We start from the raw sequence: 17190 nt of genomic DNA, 5'->3' as shown, positions 1-17190 counted from the left end.
GAGCCTATCCGGTGTCGTGTTCTAGGCTGGCCTCGTGCCGAATACCGCCAGTCCGAACGCCCTGCCCAAGACAGTCACATGGGCAGGTGCCCTCGTGACGCTTCAAGGGCTGGTTGCCGCCGGGTTCGCGATCGTCGCAGTGATTCGCGGTGCAACCGGCCACGATCAGAGCGTCACCAACGGATACGGATTTGCCGCCTGGGTCGCGATCCTCGGCGGCGCGGTGTTGGCTGCCGGTATCGCTTTGCTGACGGGCCGCCGGTGGGGCCGGGCAATCGCCGTCGTCGCGCAGTTGCTGCTCCTGCCGGTCGCCTGGTCGCTCCTGACCGATTCGCATCAGGTGCCGCTCGGCATCGTTCTGGGTGTCGTCGTTCTCGGCGCTCTGGGCTGCCTGTTCTCGGCTCCGACGTCTCGATGGATGGCAGCGGAGTACGGAGCGTACGCAGACGAGGTGTCGCCGGAAGAGGGGCGCCCGGACGAGACCGAAGAGCCGCGGGACAAGTAGGACGGAACGCCTACGCTGCTTCAGACCTACTCAGCTTCCGCTCTACTCAGCTTTGGCGGCGAGAGCTCCGAGGTGAGTACCGGTCAGGCGATACGTGGTCCACTCCGTCTTCGCGTCGGCACCGAGTGACTCGTAGAACTTGATCGAGGGGGTGTTCCAGTTGAGCACCGACCAGGACAGCCGGGTGTAGTCGTTGTCGGTGCACTCCTTGGCGAGTGCGGCCAGAAGAGCCTTCCCGTGGCCTGATCCGCGCTGACTGGGCTTGACGTACAGGTCTTCGAGGTAGATGCCGTGAGCGCCGTCCCACGTCGAGAAATTGCGAAACCACAATGCCATGCCGACGACGTCGTCAGCCGAATTCACAGCGACGTGCGCGAAGGCCGTCGCGGCCGGCCCGAACAACGCCTCGCCGATCTGTTCCGCCTTCACGGTGCACTCGTCGAGGGCCTTCTGGTAGTCGGCCAACTCGTAGATCATGTCGGTGATCGGCTGGACGTCTGCGGGCGTGGCGCGTCGGATCATAAGGGGAATCTTAGGCCTCAAGCCTCGACGAGCGGCGGCACGTTGTGATGGACGAGGTGGGTGGCGCCATGCTCGTAACCGAGAACCGAGTATGCGCCGGGGGACAAGGCGAAACGCTTTCCTTCCGTCACCGGGAGCTCGAGCCAGCGGGCGATGAGTGCGCGTGAGAAGTGGCCGTGTCCGATCAGGATCACGTCCCGCTCGGGTAGTTGTGAACGCACCGTCGACAGCACCATGTCGGTGCGGGCGTGGATCTGATCGGCCTGCTCGCCGCCGGGGCACGGGTGCGTCCAGACGGTCCAATCGGGCACCGTTGCGCGGATCTCGGGCGTCGTGAGGCCTTCGTAATCGCCGTAGTCCCATTCGGACAGTGCATCCCAGGTTCGCTCTTCCGGCAGGCCGGCGAGATCACCCGTCAACTGTGCGCGCAGCCGCGGACTCGTCAGAATCATGGGATTGCGGAGGTCGAGTGTCCGCAGGCGGTTTCCGGTCGCGGTTGCCTGCATCTCGCCGAGCGGAGTCAGCGGAACCTCGGTCCGGCCCGTGTGTTTCCCGGTGCGTGCCCACTCGGTTTCACCGTGGCGCATGAGTACGACGCGAGCACCGAGGGGGATCGACGAGGGGGCGGACTGGGAGGTCATGTCGACCATCATTGCAGGCTGCCTCGCGTGTGTAGCTCGCCTCCTGGCGCGAAGTGCGCAAGGATCTACGTGTGACGACGGTTCTCGCAGTGGCGAATCAAAAGGGCGGCGTGGCTAAAACCACTACCGTCGCTTCTCTCGGTGCGGCTTTGTCCGCGCTCGGACAACGAGTCTTGGTGGTGGATCTCGACCCGCAGGGCTGCCTGACGTTCTCGCTCGGACACAACCCGGATCGCCTCGAGCGTTCGGTCAACGAGGTCCTGGCGGGTGATCTCGACGCGGTCGACGCCGTGCTGAAGACGGACGACGGTATGGATCTCCTGCCGGCCACGATCGATCTCGCGGGCGCCGAAGCGCTGCTCCTGATGCGACCCGGTCGAGAGTTCGCGCTCAAGCGGGCGCTGTCTCCGCTCCTGGGCTCTTACGACGTCATCATCATTGACTGCCCACCGTCGTTGGGTGTGCTCACACTCAACGGATTGACTGCGGCGCAGTCGGTTCTGGTTCCACTGCAATGCGAAACCCTCGCACACCGCGGCGTCGGACAGCTGCTGCGTACGGTTCGTGAAGTCCAAGCCATCACCAACCCGGATCTTGTTCTGCTCGGCGCACTTCCGACTCTGTACGACGCTCGAACCACGCACAGTCGCGACGTGCTCGCCGACGTCAGCGACCGCTACTCCCTGGCCGTTCTGGCGCCTCCGATCCCACGCACCGTCAAGTTCGCCGAGGCGTCCGCGTCGGGCGCGACGGTCCTCGCCGGACGAAAGAACAAGGGTGCGGATGCCTATCGTGAACTCGCGGACAATCTCGTAAAGCATTGGGCTGGAAACGAAGTCGTGACTTTCGCGCCGGAGCTGGCGATCTGAGGAAGGTGAGCTTCTAGCGCAGCGCGAACAAGGTATCGCCGCGCTGTTCCAGAATCGTCTCGCCCGCACTGGCGAGCACGATCGGTGTCGCCGTCTCACCGCGGTCGACTGCGATCATGCGCTGCACCGCTCCGTCCGACGGACTGACGGCTGCAATGCCGCCCGGAACGGGGATGAGCATCTGACCGGCAACCATGCTTCCGGGTCCGGACGTTCCGTTGACGATCCACGTCGGAGCCAGATCGCTCAGGCGCAGGTTGACGGTCTGCGAGCCGGTCCACCACGTGATCGAAGCCTTGTCGGCGTGGGTGCGGGCGCCTTCGGTCACCGTTCCCTCGATCGGATAGTCGACGATCGGATTGCCGGATCCGTCGAAAATGGTGATGCGAGAAACGGTTCCGTTGGCGGCAGGGAGGTAGACGGCCGTCTTTTCGCCGGCCACGGCAAGCAGGCGGGCGCCCTCGGAGTCGAGGAGAATCGCGGATCCGTACTCTTCGGGTTCCTGGGCGTCCTTGGGTGCGGGATTCATCACCGTCAACCTGTTGGAGGCTTCACCGGGGCAGCGCTCGAGTACCGAGACTCGGTTGGCGCTCGACGCAGCGTCGAGCAGCGTGCATCCGGTGCGGGGTTGCTTGTTGGGGTTGACCTTCGCGTCGACCCGGCCGTACTCGAGGGTTCGGACGAGGTCCGAGCGCCACAGCTCCATTCGCTCACTGCCGCGCGAAATCAGGTAGGTGCCGTCCGCTGAAAGGCTGACCGCAGAATCGGCGTCGCTGTTGCGCTGGTCCTTTCGGGCGCCGGTGTCGGCGACCAGCGACGTGACCTGAGAGCAACCGCGATCGTCCTGATAGACGCTGACGACGCGATCCCACGAACCGATCGCGCCGCACAGCGGAATGTTGCGCGCGTATCGCCATACTTCTTCGCCCGTTGCCGGATCGCGGCCGATCACCTCGGAGCCGTCGGCGGTGACGACGGCATTTCCGACGGTGATCGGTGCCGTCGAGTCGGCACTGGGAGATTCCCACGTCTGCTTCAGGATGTCGGGTAACAACACCGACGTCGACAGAGGTGGGAGTGGAGATTCGGCGGTGACCGAGGTGGTTCCGCGCGCATCACTGCGCAACCACACAACGGTCACCGCCACGATTACGGCCAGCGCGATTGCCAGCGCACCGATGACATCTGAGCGAGTACGCCTTTCGGGAGCCAGCACATCGGCAGCTTACTCTGCGGCGCCTGCTGTCGCGGAAGCCGCGGGGCGACGACGCCGACGGCGACGCGGCTTGGCCGCTCCGTCTTCGTCCGAGTTCTCGGCAGCGGTTGCCGCGGGTGCCGAAGGGGGAGCTGTGGTGGCGCCGGCGGTGGTGGACGTCGCGGCGTCGGTCGAAGCGCCGGCGCGGGTGCGGCGACGGGTCCGGTTGCGGCGGGGAGCGGCCTTCTCTTCGTTGCCGTCCGAGTCGGTCGACTTCGGCGCGTCTGCTTTGTCCGTTGCTGCTTTGTCCGTTGCTGCCTTCTCCGGGGCGGCCTTGGCCTTGCGAACAGTGCCCTTGGCATCGGCCGGAATGGACAACTCTTCGTAGAGGTGCGGCGAGCTGGAGTAGGTCTCGACCGGGTCGGGGATTCCGAGGCTCAGTGCCTTGTCGATGAGCTGCCAGCGAGGGATGTCGTCCCAGTCGACCAGCGTGACGGCGATGCCGGTGCGTCCGGCGCGGCCGGTACGACCGATGCGGTGGACGTAGGTCTTCTCGTCCTCGGGGCACTGGTAGTTGATGACGTGGGTGACGTCGTCGATGTCGATACCGCGGGCAGCGACGTCGGTGGCGACCAGAACGTCGACCTTGCCGTTACGGAAGCCCTTCAGCGCCTTTTCACGGGCGATCTGGCCGAGGTCACCGTGGACGGCACCGACGGAGAAGCCGCGTTCCGCGAGATCGTCGGCCACCTTCTGGGCTGTGCGCTTGGTGCGGGTGAAGATCATCGTCGCGCCGCGGCCTTCGGCCTGCAGGACGCGGGCGACCATCTCGGCCTTGTCGAGCGCGTGTGCACGGTAGATGTGCTGGCTGGTGCGATCGTGCACCGCGGAGGATTCGGCCTCTTCGGCGCGGATGTGCGTCGGCTGCGTCAGGAAGGTGCGAGCCAGGGTGATGATCGGGCCGGGCATCGTCGCGGAGAAGAGCATCGTCTGACGCTTGTCGGGGACCATGCCCATGAGGCGTTCGATGTCGGGGAGGAATCCCAGGTCGAGCATTTCGTCGGCCTCGTCGAGGACGAGAACGCCCACCTTGCCCAGGATCAGGTGCGACTGGTTGGCGAGGTCGAGCAGGCGACCCGGGGTGCCGACGACAACGTCGACGCCCTTCTGGAGTGCCGAGATCTGCGCCTCGTACGGACGGCCGCCGTAGATGGGCAGAACCTGGAGACCGCGGTCGCCGACCCGGAGGTACTTGCTGGCGTTCTCGAGGTCGCGGGCGACCTGGATGCACAGCTCGCGGGTGGGAACGATGATCAGAGCGCGGGGCGTGCCGTCGAGAACAGCTGTGCCGTTCTCGGCGGTGACGATGCGATGCAGGAGCGGGACGCCGAAACCGAAGGTCTTGCCCATTCCGGTGCGGGCCTGACCGATGAGGTCGTCACCGGCGAGAGCCAACGGAAGGGTGAGTTCCTGGATGGCGAAGGTGCGCTCGATGCCGATCTCGTTCAGTGCGCGGACGATTTCGTCGCGGACACCGAGTTCGGCGAAGCTCGGGGGTACATGGGTGTCGTCGAGCTGGACGGAAACGGTGTTCTCGGTTGCTTCGTCTTCGTGGTCGACAGTGATCTTGCTCAGGGGACTAGCCTTTCCTCGTGGCGGTACGCACGCACAAGGTAAGGGGCCAGGCCGTAAGTCGGCCGATGTCGATGCCCTCTTTTTCTTCGGTCATGCCTACGCCTCAGCACTGAATTCCACTCGGACGAATTCGAACCGTCCGGAGATCTCGGCGAAGCGGGCGACAACCGTCGATGCAGGTGCGCGCACATTATCGGTGGGGTTCGTGTGAATACAGCCGTCCCGGCTAACCAAATGGCCCGGGGGAACTGGCGAACTCCCAAGACCATTGTAGCTGCACGTTGTCCGTCCCTCGCGATGACATGTCGAAGATCACCGAATCGGACATGCGGTCCTTGCCGGTCGCGTCGGCCGTCGAAGCACTACAGTTCGTAGTCATGGGCGCACACGATCTTGATGCTTCGACGGACGCTGGAACCGGAGGCCGAGTCGCTTCCGATCACCCTGGCGTGATCGATTTGTTTGCCGTTCTCGCGTATGGCGAGATTTCGGCGTTCTACCGCTTGGCGGAGGACGCACAAATGGCACCGGACCTGCGAGGCAAGGTGGCGTTCGCCAGCATGGCCGCCGCCGAGATGGACCACTTCGAGACTCTGGAAACGGCGTTGACGGAACGTGGCCACGAGATCTTCGCCGTCATGGACCCGTTCGTTCGAGCTCTCGACAACTACCACGCGTCGACGACACCGTCGACGTGGCTGGAATCGCTCGTGAAGGCGTACGTCGGCGACGGAATCGCTGCCGACTTCTATCGCGAGATCGGGCACTCCCTCCCGGCGGATGTCGCGGAAATCGTCGAGGACGTGCTGTCCCAGACGGGCCACTCGGAGTTCGTGGTGCTCGAGGTGAAGGCAGCAGTGGAGGCCAGTACTCGCGCCAAGGACCGGTTGATGCTGTGGGGACGCCGTCTTCTGGGCGAAGCAATCACGCAGGCACAGTTCGTGCTGGCGCAGCGTGAAGATCTCACCGATCTGGTGATCTCCGCCTCCGGCGACCTCAACGGAGTTGTCGCGTTGTTCGACGGCATGCAGGCGAAGCATGCCGAGCGGATGGCGATTCTCGGACTCGTCTAGGTGCCTGTTCGCTCTGGGCACAGCGTGCAGAGGAGCGTGGGCGGTCGTTGCTGCATTAGCCTTGCGTCGACAACGGATGTAATTCACGAACAGTTCGGAGGTTGACCGTGGAGGTCAAGATCGGTGTAATCGACAGCCCGCGTGAGCTCATCGTCAACAGCGAACAGACCCCTGACGAGGTCGAGACACTGGTCGCGGCTGTCCTCGGTGGCCGCGAGCCGGTTCTGGCTCTCGTCGACGACAAGGGCCGCAAGTTCCTGGTGCAGGCTTCTCGTGTGGCGTACGTGGAGATCGGTCCGTCCGATATCCGCAAGGTCGGATTCGCGCCTACCGTCTGACGCGTAGCTGTAACAGCAGAATGGGCGGGCAGTCGTGAGACTGCCCGCCCATTCTCGTTCGGGTTCCGGTTACTTCGTTTCGGCTTGCAGCGGCACGTGTGAGAGACCGCCCCACGCGAGGGTCACGGTGATTTCCACGGCTTCTTCCTTCGGGATCGGCCGCGCGGCCTCGAGCCAGTACCGCGCAGTGAACTGGCTGGCACCGACAAGACCGACCGCAAGGATGCGCGCGCGGTACGGATCGAGTCCGGAATCCTGACTCACCAGGTCGAACACGGCGTCGACGCAGGCTTCGGTGGCTTGTTCGACGCGTGTCTGGACCTGAGGTTCGCCCATGATGTCGGACTCGAACACCAGGCGGAAGCCCTGGGAGTCGTTGTCGACGAAGTCGAAGAACGCCTGGACCGCGGCGCGGACACGCTGTTTGTTGTCCGTCGTCGATCGCAGGGCCTGGCGTACACCCGAGATGAGGCTGTCGACGTAACTCTGCAGGACAGCGACGTACAGTTCGAGTTTGCCTGGGAAATGTTGGTACAGAACTGGCTTGCTGACACCGGCACATTCGGCGATCTCGTCCATGCCGGCCGAGTGGTACCCGTTCGCAACGAATACCTCACTTGCAGCTGCGAGGAGCTGGAGGCGGCGCGCATCGCGGGGGAGGCGGGTGCTGCGACGTGTTCCGGCAGGCTTGCCAGCCGTTGTACCGCGATCGGAGTCAGTCCGATCCGCGAGTTCTGTCATGTCGCTTCCAATCTGAGCAAAAGTAATTCGGTCGGCGCGCGGATCCGCGAGTCGCGTGTGCGTACCCGCCAGTATCCTCCGTCACACCGGTCGTAGCCGAATGAACGATACCGTGTGTCGCCCGGGCGAGTCGCGCGTGCCTCGGTGAGCGAGACCAGCGGTCTTTCTCGTTACAGGACGGGCTGCCATGACACGCCAGGACCAGCAAGTTTCGGTCAGCCCGGGCGAGCGACTTGCCGTGTGTGAGATTCTGGACGACGTGACTGACCCAGGGGGACCGCGCATGCGTGGACGAACTACGCAGAACCCTGAACGTGAGGAACGTCGAATGCGTAGCGGAACTGGAGCGCCTCGCGACGAACGTCGGCCGGAGGTGCCGGATGATCGTGCCTACGGCGAACGCGACTATCGCGGCATTTCCTCCCATCAGCCTTTGCGCGCCCAATGGGATCCGACCAAACGAGAAGTGGGCCGAACCCCGCGTAATCCGCGACCGGACCGGGCAGCGCGAAAGCAGAGCAAGCTCGGGCGCTTCGTCTCGACCTACGGTTGGCGGGCCTACGCGATTCCGGTTCTCGTGGTGCTCACCATTCTTGTGATCGTCGATGCGGTACGGCCGGACGCCACAGACTCCGCGAGCAAGACGTCGGCCACCGCCGACCTCGCGCACAGCACCGACGGAACCGATGTCATCGGTGCCCCACCGGCCGGAGACGGAACTTTTGCCTCGTCGATACCGTCCGGTGCCCTTCCCGACGGTGGTCCGTTCACCGTCGCGGGGGGTGGAACGTGGCACGTCGTACCAGGTACGACGGGCAAGGTCGGACAGGGAACCGAACGCGAGTTCACGTACACGGTCGAGATCGAGGACGGCGTCGACACGACCGGCTTCGGCGGAGACGAATCGTACGGACGCATGGTCGACCAGACACTGGCCAATCCGAAGAGTTGGACCAACGATCCCAAGGTCGCGTTCCGGCGCGTCGACGCCGGCGAGCCGGACTTCCGGATCTCCTTGACCTCACAGATGACGATCCGCGAAGGCTGTGGATACGAAATCGAACTCGAAGGATCCTGCTACAACCCGAGCATGGACCGAGTCCTGCTCAACGAACCGCGATGGGTGCGAGGCGCCATTTCGTTCCAGGGCGACATCGGCTCGTATCGGCAGTATCAGATCAATCACGAGGTCGGCCATGCCATCGGATACGCCGCTCATCAGCCGTGCGAGACCGAAGGCGGACTCGCACCGATCATGATGCAGCAGACCTTCGGAACCGCGAACAACGACATCGCTAGGCTTGATCCCGAGGGCGTCGTTCCGATGAACGGACTCACGTGCCGCTTCAATCCGTGGCCGTACCCCCGAGCGTGACCGGATCGAGAATCCCTGATCTCGTCTTGAACTAGGAGTGTTTCGCGGTGTCTGCAACACCCGTCGTATTGCCACCACTGGTGGAGCCGGCAGCCGAGTTGAGCCGGGAGGAAGTTGCCCGATACAGCCGGCACCTGATCATCCCGAACGTAGGCATGACCGGTCAGAAGCGGCTCAAGAATGCACGAGTCCTGTTCATCGGCGCCGGTGGATTGGGTTCACCGGCACTGCTCTACCTCGCGGCCGCAGGAGTGGGCACCATCGGGATCGTCGAGTTCGACGAGGTCGACATGTCGAACCTGCAGCGTCAGGTGATTCACGGACGCTCCGACGTCGGACGCCCGAAGGCGCTCAGCGCGAAGGAGTCGATTCTCGAAATCAACGAGCACGTCGACGTCCGGTTGCACGAGTTCCGCCTGGACAACTCCAACGCGGTCGAACTGTTCTCCGAGTACGACCTGATCCTGGACGGTACGGACAACTTCGCGACGCGGTACCTCGTCAACGATGCTGCCGTCATCGCGGGAAAGCCGTACGTGTGGGGCTCGATCTACCGCTTCGAAGGGCAGGTCTCGGTCTTCTGGGAAGACGCCCCGGACGGCGCGGGACTGAACTATCGCGATCTTTACCCGGAGGCGCCGCCGCCAGGCATGGTCCCCTCGTGCGCCGAGGGTGGTGTGCTCGGAGTCCTGCCCGCGACCGTCGGTTCGATCATGGCGACCGAGGCGGTCAAGCTCATCACGGGGATCGGCGAACCGCTTCTCGGACGCCTGATGATCTACGACGCACTTGCGATGACGTTCCGGACGATCCGCCTTCAGCGTGATCCGACCCGCGTGCCGGTCACCGCCTTGATCGACTACGACGCGTTCTGCGGTGTCGTGTCCGAAGAGGCGAGTGCCGCTGCTGTCGGTTCGACGATCACGGCGCCCGAACTGGAGGCCATGATCGGCGAGGGACGGTCGATCGAGCTGGTCGACGTACGAGAACCGGTTGAATGGGACATCATGCATCTGCCGGGGGCCGTGCTGATCCCGAAGGACCGCATCCTGTCCGGTGAAGCTCTGGCGACGTTGCCGCAGAACAAGCAGATAGTGCTGTACTGCAAAACCGGCATTCGTTCCGCCGAGGCATTGGCATTTCTCAAGAACGCCGGTTTCTCCGACGCGGTCCACGTTCAAGGCGGCGCGATCGCCTGGGCGAACCAGGTGGATGCGAGTCTGCCGGTCTACTAGGCGCGCCTCGCGGGAGGCGGCGCCGCGCACCGGTAGCGTTGGGGTGTGAGCACAGGCCAACCTCCCCAGCACGTGTGCTCCACCTTCGGCCTCCGTGAAGTCGATCCCATCCCACTCGGTGCGGATTGGGACGGCGGGTGGCTGTGTGGAGACGTCGTCCTTTCAGCAGTCGCGGATCATGCCCGCGCAGCGTGGTCGGCGAAGGTGCGAGAGAACCTCGAAGTCGACGGCGTTCGGCTGGCTCGACCGGTGCGTTCGACCGACGGTCGTTACGTCGTCTCGGGCTGGCGTGCCGACACCTTCATCGTCGGATCGCCGGAACCACGTCACGACGAAGTGGTCTCGATGTCCTGCCGACTGCATGCGGCGACGGCCTCGCTCGAGCGCCCGCGCTTCCTTGCGCAACCGCCCGTGCCGCCGTGGGCCGAGGTCGACGTATTCGTCGCCGCTGATCGCGCGGCATGGGAAACGGTTCCGCTGAGGATCGCGAAGGGCGTCGAGCAACTCGAGACGCCCACTCCTGACGGTCGCAAGAGTCTGGAACTGATCGCCGGGCTCGCTACTTTGCGTAAGCCGGTGCAGAGCCCGGACCAGCTCGTGCACGGCGATCTGTTCGGGACAGTGCTGTTCTCGGGCAGTATGGCGCCCGGAATCACCGACATCACGCCGTATTGGCGGCCGGCTGCGTGGGCCGCCGCCGTCGCTGTAGTCGACGCGATCTCGTGGGGCGGTGCCGACGAGGCACTGGTCGGCCGGTGGGAAGATCTCCCCGAGTGGCCGCAGATGCTTCTACGTGCGGTGATGTTCCGCTTGGCGGTTCATGTTCTGCATCCTCGCTCGACGGCGGACGCGTTCCCGGGGTTGGCCCGTACGTCCGACATCGTGCGCTTGCTGCTCTAGATCGGGGCGCCGGTACCGAAGTCCGAGACCAGGCCCTCGAACAGCTCGCGTGCGGCGTTCGAGGCGGCCACGGTGTTCCCGTCGACGACAGCGTTGACGAGGTTCGCGTGCTGCGAGTGGAATCCTTCGCCGGTTGCATCGATGTGCTGTTGGATCGTGGTCTCGATGACCGGGAGCAGGGAGTCGTAGAACTCCAGGTAGACCTCGTTGTGGCTGGCCGCGACGATTGCTCGGTGCAGGGCGACGTCCGCGGTGGTGGCAGCGTCGACGTCCTGACCCTCCCATGACGCGGTGCGAAGCTCGAGTAGCCGCGTCAGTTCGGCGATGTCGTCTTCGGTTCGCCGTGCGGCGGCGAGGGTGGCTGCAGTGATGTCGAGTGCGCGCCGAAGTTCGAGTACATCCCGCTGGTGGGCACCGGCAAAGTAGTTGCCGAGAGTGCCACCGAGGTCGGAGACAGCAACGACGTAGGTGCCCGATCCCTGACGACGTTCCAGCATTCCGGCGTGTACGAGCGCCTGGACCGCCTCGCGCACGGTATTGCGACCGGTCCCGGTCAGCTCCGACAGTTCCGGTTCGGTGGGGATTTTGGAACCGATCGGCCAGGTTCCGCTCCGGATCTCGTTGCGGAGTTGTTCGGTGACCTGCGAGATGAGACTTGCGCGTCGAACGGGTTGCACGTGGTTGTTTCCTCGGGTCCGGGTAAGTGGTGTGAATGTGACGTTAGATTACCGCGCTTGTGCGAGTTCATCCGGTCATCCTATGATTTGCCGGTGACTGCTCAACTGGAGAGAACCGAAACCCGCTCGTTGATACAAGGCCGTGTGCTCGTCTTCGCTGCGATTGCGATGTCTGCGCTCGTACTTCGACTTGCGGTGACCTCGTTCTCGCCTTTGGCGGCCGAGATTCGCGACGAGATCGGCTTCTCCGCCTCGATCGTCGGTGTCTTCGGCATGGTTCCGACCGCAATGTTCGCCATCTTCGGTCTCATCACTCCCGCCATCGCGAAACGTATCGGGCTCGAGCGAACGGCCCTCGTCGCGATGCTCATGGCCGGCGTCGGAATGTTGTTGCGCGCCATGATGTCTCAGACATGGTCGTTGCTGGCCCTCTCGGCTCTGGCACTGGCAGGCATGGGAATCGGCAATGTCGTGATCCCGCCGTTGGTCAAGCGGTACTTCTCGGATCGCCTCGCCACCATGAGTTCGGTCTACATCGTGGCCGTGCAGATCGGCACCATCGTTCCGGCGTTCGTCGCAGTCCCGGTCGCCGACGCCTTCGGGTGGCGGTTCTCGATCGGCTGGTGGTCCGCCTTCGGCTTCGCCGCAGCAGTGCCGTGGTTGATCACCCTCGCTCGCTCGCGCAAGGCTCGCGCGAACGAAGCCGGGTCCGTCGAGAATGCATCGGATTCGGTTGCGGCAGTGGCAGAACAGCCACGCGGTCAGGTCTGGCGTTCTCCCGTGGCCTGGGGGATGGCCGGCATGTTCGGCATGACCTCACTGATCACGTATTCGATGTTCACGTGGATTCCCTCGATCCTTCGTGACGCCGGAGCCAGTGACGCCTTCGGCGGAACGATGGTCGGAATGTTCTCGGTGATCGGGCTCGTCGCAGCTTTCGGTGCACCGACGCTGTGCGCCCGCATGGCCAATCCCTTCCCTGTCGTGATCGCGTGTGCCGTCTGCTACCTGGTCGGCATGGGCGGGCTGTACTTTGCCCCGATGGCGGCGCCGGTCGTGTGGGTTGTCGTCCTGGGCCTCGGTCCGAGCACGTTCCCGATGTCGCTCACACTGATCAACCTGCGTACTCGTTCGCACATCGGTTCCTCGGCACTGTCCGGCTTCACCCAGGGCATCGGCTACTCCGTTGCCTGCCTCGGTCCGCTCCTGTTCGGCGTTTTCCACGACGTGTCCGGTGGATACGCTGCGCCGTTCGGCCTGCTCGTCGTCGCTGTGATCGTGGTGCTCCTGGGCGCCTACCAGGCATGCAAGCCTCGGATGCTCGAGGATTCCTGGCACGCACCTGCGAAAAACTAGCTCACACCCGGTCTTGTTACCGGGTGAGGATCAATTGACTTCGCGGTCATCGCACGCAGCACCGGCGCAATAACCATTTTCTACCTTTGGGTCTCCAACATATTCAGGAGGCCCTGGTGAGTCATTACATCGAGCATTGGGATGCAGAGGACGTCGACGCCTGGGAATCCGGCGGCAAGGACATCGCGAAGCGGAACCTGATCTGGTCAGTGGTAGCCGAACACGTCGGCTTCTCGATCTGGTCGATCTGGTCCGTGATGGTGTTGTTCATGCCGACGGATATCTACGGCATCGACGCGGCCGGAAAGTTCTTCCTCGTCGCAGTGCCCACACTTGTCGGGTCGGTCCTCCGCATTCCCTACACGGTTGCCACCGCACGGTTCGGCGGTCGTAACTGGACCGTCATGAGTGCGCTGTTCCTCTTCGTGCCAACACTTCTCACGCTCTACCTGATGATGAACCCGGGTGCGTCGTACACCACGTTCATGTTGGTAGCGGCCACTGCAGGTATCGGCGGCGGCAACTTCGCGTCGTCGATGACCAACATCAATGCCTTCTACCCGCAACGCCTCAAGGGGTGGGCGCTCGGTCTCAATGCCGGCGGCGGCAACATCGGTGTGCCGATGATTCAGCTGATCGGTCTGCTGGTGATCGCCACCGTCGGTAACCGCGCTCCGTGGATCGTCTGCGCCGTCTATCTCGTGTTCATTGCGGCCGCCGCCGTCGGTGCCGCGCTGTTCATGGACAACCTGGGCAACCAGAAGTCGGACCTGCGCTCCATGGCCAAGGCACTCAAGTTCTCCGAGTCGTGGGTGATCAGCTTCCTGTACATCGGTACGTTCGGTTCCTTCATCGGATTCAGCTTCGCCTTCGGTCAGGTTCTGCAGATCAACTTCCTCGCCGGCGGTGCCACTCCGGCCGCGGCGGCGCTGCATGCAGCACAGATCGCCTTCATCGGACCACTCCTCGGTTCGATCGCCCGGCCGCTCGGTGGCAAACTGGCCGACCGCATCGGCGGCGGCAAGATCACCATGTGGACGTTTGTCGCCATGGCATTCGCGGCATCGATACTCGTGACGGCCGGAACGATGGACGACAACACCGCGGGCGTCGCCAGCGCCGGAATCATGGTGACATTCGTTCTCGGCTTCATCGCCCTGTTCCTGCTCTCGGGCATCGGAAACGGATCCGTCTACAAGATGATCCCGGCGATCTTCGAGGCGAAGGCCCAGAGCTTCGACCACATGGATCGAAGCGAGAAGGCAACGTGGTCGCGCAGTATCTCCGGCGCTCTCATCGGATTTGCCGGTGCGGTAGGCGGTTTGGGCGGCGTCGGCATCAACCTGGTGCTGCGCGCGTCGTACAGCAGCCCCGCGAAGTCGGCGACCATGGCCTTCTGGGTGTTCCTGGCCTTCTACATCGCCTGCATCGCAGTCACCTGGTTCGTCTTCCTGCGCAAGCCGTCGACGCTGACCACAGACGTCGACGAGGCGAAGGTCGCAGTCACGGCGTGAGCGGTCCGCAGAATCTCAGAACTATCTCGTACCTCAGGAAGTAGGCGTCATGAGCAAGTCGGTTGTTGTCATCGGACACGGAATGGTCGGACACCGATTCGTCGAGGCACTGCGTTCGCGCGACGAAGCGAACAACTGGTCGGTGACCGTACTCTGCGACGAGCAGTACGCAGCGTACGACCGAGTCGGGCTGTCCTCGTACGTCGGAGCGTGGGACCCCAAGGAATTGGCACTGGCCGGCAACGATTACGACGGCGACAGCCTGGTCGACCTCCGTGTGGGGGAAGGCGCGCTCTCGATCGACAAAGATGCACGCACGGTCACGACGACAACCGGCGAGACGATCTCCTACGACGCTCTGGTGATGGCGACCGGTTCGTATCCGTTCGTGCCACCCGTGCCGGGGCACGAGGGCGACGGATGTTTTGTCTACCGCACCCTCGACGACCTCGACGGTATCCGGGCCGCCGCCGAGAAGGCTGGTCCTGGCGCTGTCGGCGTCGTGGTGGGCGGAGGTTTGCTTGGACTCGAGGCCGCAAATGCTCTCTCGCTCATGGGAATGACGGCACACGTCGTCGAACACAATGCGCGATTGATGCCGATGCAGGTCGACGAGGGTGGTGGCGCACTGCTCGCTCGCCTCGTCACCGAACTCGGGCTCACTGTCCACACCGGTGTCGGGACGGCGGGAATTTCGCAGGCCGACAATGGAATCGTGGTCGAACTCTCCGACGGCTCCACCATCGACGCGTCGCTGCTCGTCTTCTCCGCCGGAGTACGTCCGCGTGATCAGCTGGCCCGCGACGCCGGCATCGCAGTGGGGGAGCGCGGTGGCATTCTGACCGACCTCGGCTGCGTGACGTCGGACGAGAACATCTATGCCGTCGGCGAATGTGCTGCGGTGGAAGGCCGTTGCTACGGTCTGGTCGCTCCCGGTTACACGACGGCCGAGATCGTGGCCGATCGTCTGCTCGGCGGCGCCGCGGATTTCCCGGGCGCGGACATGTCCACCAAGCTCAAGCTCATGGGCGTCGACGTCGCCAGTTTCGGTGACGCGATGGCGACCTCACCGGGCGCCCTCGAAGTCGTCCTCAGCGACGCGTCCAAGGGGACGTACGCAAAGCTCGTGGTCTCCGACGACGCGAAGATCCTGCTCGGCGGCATTCTTGTCGGTGACGCATCGGCCTACGCGTCGCTGCGCCCGCTGGTCGGTCGCGAACTACCCGGTGACCCGGCGACATTGATCTCGCCTGCGGGGGAGAAGCCGGGTGCAGGCTCGCTGCCCGACGACGCCGAGGTGTGCTCGTGCAACGCCGTGACGAAGGGAGCCATCTGCGGTGCAATCGCAGCCGGCGCATGCGACATCGCTTCGGTGAAGGCGTGCACCAGCGCCGGAACCACTTGTGGCGGTTGCCTTCCCACCGTGAAGCAGCTGCTGGCCGATTCCGGCGTCGTGATGTCGAAGGCACTGTGCGAACATTTCGCGCAGTCGCGGGCCGAGTTGTTCCAGATCGTCCAGTCGACGCAGACCAGAACCTTCTCGGCGCTGATCGCCAAGTACGGCAAGGGCGCCGGTTGCGACATCTGCAAGCCCGTAGTCGCTTCGATTCTGGCATCGACGGACTCCGATCACATCCTGCACCGCCAGCAGGCGTCGTTGCAGGACACCAACGATCACTTCCTCGCGAACATCCAGAAGAACGGTACGTACTCCGTGGTACCTCGGATGCCTGGCGGCGAGGTCACGGGTGAGCAACTCATCGTCATCGGAGAAGTGGCGCGAGACTTCGGCTTGTACACGAAGGTGACCGGCGGTCAGCGCATCGACTTGTTCGGTGCCCGCGTCGAACAGTTGCCCGCGATCTGGAAGCGCCTCGTCGACGCCGGGATGGAATCGGGTCAGGCGTACGGCAAGTCCCTCCGGACGGTCAAGAGTTGCGTCGGTTCGAGTTGGTGCCGCTACGGTGTCCAGGATTCGGTGGGTATGGCCGTCGACCTCGAGAATCGCTACCGCGGTCTGCGTTCGCCGCACAAGATCAAGTTCGGCGTCTCGGGTTGCGCCCGTGAATGTGCCGAAGCGCGAGGCAAGGACGTCGGCGTCATCGCGACGGAGAACGGTTGGAATCTGTATGTGGGCGGTAACGGCGGACAGTCGCCCAAACACGCTCAGTTGCTTGCCGGAGGCCTCGACGACGCGACCTTGGTCAAGTACATCGACCGCTACCTCATGTTCTACATCCGTACTGCCGATCGCCTCCAGCGCACGGCGCCGTGGGTCGAATCACTCGAAGGCGGACTCGATCACCTCAAGGCCGTGATTTGTGAAGACAGCCTGGGTATCGGCGAGGAACTCGAGGCACTGATGGCCAAGCACGTCGAGGGTTACCAGGACGAATGGGCCGGTGTGCTGGGTGATCCGGAGAAATTGTCGAGGTTCGTCTCGTTCGTCAACGCACCGGAAGAAGCCGACCCGACGGTTGTGTTCGACGAGACCGGAGTGCGCAAGGTTCCGGTCCTGATGGGCATGCCGAGCATCCCCACGCGCCGGTAATAGTCGCGTAACCCGTGGGAAACACGGGATCCGTAGAAACGTAGACAAGAACCCGCGCGACGT

16 protein-coding genes are annotated in these 17190 nt (G+C 63.9%); 10 read left to right on the top strand and 6 right to left on the bottom strand.

The features are described from left to right. Positions 1–34 precede the first annotated feature (34 nt). The gene (locus tag ABIE52_RS10865) at positions 35–505 is read left to right on the top strand and encodes a membrane protein (protein WP_019747799.1); all 471 of its coding nucleotides are present in this window, start codon (positions 35–37) and stop codon (positions 503–505) included. A gap of 42 nt (positions 506–547) precedes the next feature. Here ABIE52_RS10865 and ABIE52_RS10860 read toward each other — a convergent pair whose 3' ends face one another. Together ABIE52_RS10860 and ABIE52_RS10855 are read right to left on the bottom strand one after the other, a co-directional pair. After that, a complete protein-coding gene (locus ABIE52_RS10860; protein WP_030535002.1) occupies positions 548–1027 on the bottom strand; it encodes a GNAT family N-acetyltransferase in 480 nt (159 codons plus the stop codon). Between the two features lie 17 nt (positions 1028–1044). After that, the gene (locus tag ABIE52_RS10855) at positions 1045–1668 is read right to left on the bottom strand and encodes an acid phosphatase (protein WP_080712671.1); all 624 of its coding nucleotides are present in this window, start codon (positions 1666–1668) and stop codon (positions 1045–1047) included. A 71-nt stretch (positions 1669–1739) separates the two neighbouring features. Between ABIE52_RS10855 and ABIE52_RS10850 the strand changes: the two genes are divergently transcribed. Then, positions 1740–2537 carry a ParA family protein gene (locus ABIE52_RS10850; RefSeq protein WP_030535000.1) on the top strand — a complete coding sequence of 266 codons (798 nt, stop codon included), beginning with the start codon at positions 1740–1742 and terminating at the stop codon, positions 2535–2537. A gap of 13 nt (positions 2538–2550) precedes the next feature. Here ABIE52_RS10850 and ABIE52_RS10845 read toward each other — a convergent pair whose 3' ends face one another. Both ABIE52_RS10845 and ABIE52_RS10840 read right to left on the bottom strand, forming a co-directional pair. Then, positions 2551–3753, bottom strand: a complete 1203-nt coding sequence (locus tag ABIE52_RS10845; protein ID WP_030534999.1) for an Rv3212 family protein — start codon at positions 3751–3753, stop codon at positions 2551–2553. Between the two features lie 9 nt (positions 3754–3762). Next, on the bottom strand, positions 3763–5367 hold the full coding sequence (locus ABIE52_RS10840; RefSeq protein ID WP_030534998.1) for a DEAD/DEAH box helicase: 1605 nt from the start codon (positions 5365–5367) through the stop codon (positions 3763–3765). 377 nt (positions 5368–5744) lie between these two features. Between ABIE52_RS10840 and ABIE52_RS10835 the strand changes: the two genes are divergently transcribed. Further along, positions 5745–6440, top strand: a complete 696-nt coding sequence (locus ABIE52_RS10835; protein WP_029255047.1) for a ferritin-like fold-containing protein — start codon at positions 5745–5747, stop codon at positions 6438–6440. Positions 6441–6547: 107 nt separating this feature from the next. Beyond that, the gene (locus ABIE52_RS10830; RefSeq protein WP_003942312.1) at positions 6548–6778 is read left to right on the top strand and encodes a DUF3107 domain-containing protein; all 231 of its coding nucleotides are present in this window, start codon (positions 6548–6550) and stop codon (positions 6776–6778) included. A 69-nt stretch (positions 6779–6847) separates the two neighbouring features. Here ABIE52_RS10830 and fasR read toward each other — a convergent pair whose 3' ends face one another. Beyond that, complete coding sequence (fasR, locus tag ABIE52_RS10825) at positions 6848–7519, bottom strand: HTH-type transcriptional activator FasR (RefSeq protein WP_003942309.1); 672 nt, start codon at positions 7517–7519, stop codon at positions 6848–6850. Between the two features lie 328 nt (positions 7520–7847). Between fasR and ABIE52_RS10820 the strand changes: the two genes are divergently transcribed. From ABIE52_RS10820 to ABIE52_RS10810, 3 genes are read left to right on the top strand one after another with little or no spacing between them, the layout of a single operon-like run. Further along, positions 7848–8894, top strand: a complete 1047-nt coding sequence (locus ABIE52_RS10820) for a DUF3152 domain-containing protein (RefSeq protein WP_007731223.1) — start codon at positions 7848–7850, stop codon at positions 8892–8894. A gap of 47 nt (positions 8895–8941) precedes the next feature. Further along, positions 8942–10129, top strand: a complete 1188-nt coding sequence (gene moeZ / locus ABIE52_RS10815) for an adenylyltransferase/sulfurtransferase MoeZ (protein WP_003942292.1) — start codon at positions 8942–8944, stop codon at positions 10127–10129. 45 nt (positions 10130–10174) lie between these two features. Next, on the top strand, positions 10175–11029 hold the full coding sequence (locus tag ABIE52_RS10810) for a TIGR02569 family protein (RefSeq protein ID WP_007731227.1): 855 nt from the start codon (positions 10175–10177) through the stop codon (positions 11027–11029). On the opposite strand, the gene ABIE52_RS10805 is transcribed toward ABIE52_RS10810, so the two are convergent. Continuing rightward, positions 11026–11706 (bottom strand): FadR/GntR family transcriptional regulator, encoded by a 681-nt coding sequence (locus tag ABIE52_RS10805; RefSeq protein WP_003942319.1) that lies wholly within the window; start codon positions 11704–11706, stop codon positions 11026–11028. The genes ABIE52_RS10810 and ABIE52_RS10805 overlap by 4 nt on opposite strands. Before the next feature lie 93 nt (positions 11707–11799). Here ABIE52_RS10805 and ABIE52_RS10800 point away from each other — a divergent pair, with 93 nt between their 5' ends. The 3 genes from ABIE52_RS10800 (at position 11800) to nirB (ending at position 17127) form a co-directional block, all read left to right on the top strand. After that, on the top strand, positions 11800–13062 hold the full coding sequence (locus ABIE52_RS10800) for an MFS transporter (RefSeq protein WP_019747810.1): 1263 nt from the start codon (positions 11800–11802) through the stop codon (positions 13060–13062). 113 nt (positions 13063–13175) lie between these two features. After that, positions 13176–14576, top strand: a complete 1401-nt coding sequence (locus ABIE52_RS10795) for an MFS transporter (protein WP_085989607.1) — start codon at positions 13176–13178, stop codon at positions 14574–14576. Between the two features lie 49 nt (positions 14577–14625). Further along, the gene (gene nirB / locus ABIE52_RS10790) at positions 14626–17127 is read left to right on the top strand and encodes a nitrite reductase large subunit NirB (protein WP_050654902.1); all 2502 of its coding nucleotides are present in this window, start codon (positions 14626–14628) and stop codon (positions 17125–17127) included. The last annotated feature ends 63 nt before the right edge of the window (positions 17128–17190 follow it).

It is taken from the genome of Rhodococcus sp. OAS809 (genome assembly GCF_040546695.1).
Classification (GTDB): Bacteria; Actinomycetota; Actinomycetes; order Mycobacteriales; family Mycobacteriaceae; genus Rhodococcus_F; species Rhodococcus_F qingshengii.
Note: the sequence above shows the minus strand (reverse complement) of the source record. Positions and strands in the feature narration are given on the sequence as shown.